Source organism: Paracoccus endophyticus (assembly GCF_003286075.1).
Lineage (GTDB): Bacteria > Pseudomonadota > Alphaproteobacteria > Rhodobacterales > Rhodobacteraceae > Paracoccus > Paracoccus endophyticus.
The window spans coordinates 1-1,333 of the sequence record NZ_QLUV01000047.1 but is presented as its reverse complement, the minus strand read 5'-3'; the positions used below and the strand labels follow the sequence as shown (position 1 = coordinate 1,333).

Genomic DNA, 1,333 nt, shown 5'->3' with positions numbered 1-1,333 from the left:
GGGAGTGTCTGAAACTCTGTGTATCTGACCTGGCCCATGCGGTTTTCAGATACGGTCAGGCGTCGAAGCGCCCTGCGAACATTATGGCCAGCTGGTTTCGTGCGGCAACCCACTCCCGGACAGCGCGGCCGCCCTTCTCGAAATTGCGGATGGCGAGGAAGATCAGCTTGGTTGCGGCCTCCTCGGTCGGGAACGAGCCCTTGGTCTTCAGGGTTTTCCGCAGCACCCGGTTCAGCGATTCCACGGCGTTCGTGGTGTAGATGGTCTTTCGGATCGCGGCACTGAAGGCAAAGAAAGGGATCACCTCGGCCCAGGCCCGGCGCCAGGCCGGGGCGATGGACGGGTATCTTCCGGCCCATTTTTCCTCGAAAGCATCGAGCCGGCTGGCGGCCTCCTCAGCGGTCGGGGCCTCATAGATCGGGCGCAGGTCGGCGGCCACGGCCTTGCGGTCCTTCCAACTGCAGAAGTTCATCGAGTGCCGGATCAGGTGGACGATGCAGGTCTGGACCGTGGTTTCCGGGAAGGCGGCGGTGATCGCTTCCGGGAAGCCCTTCAGCCCATCCACGACCGCGATCAGGATGTCCTGGACGCCCCGGTTGCGCAGTTCGTTCATCACCGACAGCCAGAACTTGGCGCCTTCGTTGTCGGCGATCCAAAGGCCGAGGACCTCGCGCTCCCCCTCGCGGGTGACGCCCAGGGCGATGTAGACCGCCTTGTTCTTGACCATGCGGCTGTCCGCGTCGCGGATCTTCACCCGCAGGGCATCGAAGATCACAATGGGATACATCCGGTCCAGTGCCCGGTGCTGCCAGTCCCGGACTTCTTCCAGCACGGCATCGGTGACGCGGCTGATCAGGTCCGGCGACACCCGAAGTCCGTAAAGCTCCTCGAGATGAGCCTGGATGTCGCGAACCGACAAGCCGGCGGCGTAAAGGCCGATGATCTTGTCGTCGATCCCGTCGATCCGGGTCTGGCCCTTCTTCACCAGCTCCGGCTCGAAGCTGCCATCCCGGTCGCGCGGCACAGAAAGCGGCACCTCGCCGTCGGAGCCCTTCACCCGCTTGGTCGCGGTCCCGTTGCGCCGGTTGGACTGTTCCGGCGGCGGCTCGGCGCCGGCATCATAGCCCAGATGCGCAGTCAGTTCGGCGCCCAGCATCCGCTCCATCAGCCGGACCTTCAGCTCCTTCATCAGTCCGGCATCACCGAGCAGGTCCTCAGGCCGCTTGCAGCCCTTCAGCAACTCGTCCAGCAGTTCGTTGGAAATCGTCATCGTCCTTGCTCCTCTCAGGAAGCATGGACCAGATCAGCGATACACAGAAGATCGGACACTCTC

1 protein-coding gene is annotated in these 1,333 nt (G+C 63.5%); it reads right to left on the bottom strand.

Annotated features, from left to right (window positions below; all coding sequences use genetic code 11):
- Positions 1-55: 55 nt before the first annotated feature.
- On the bottom strand, positions 56-1,270 hold the full coding sequence (locus tag DPQ23_RS15175; protein WP_112875592.1) for an IS256 family transposase: 1,215 nt from the start codon (positions 1,268-1,270) through the stop codon (positions 56-58).
- Positions 1,271-1,333: the final 63 nt, after the last annotated feature.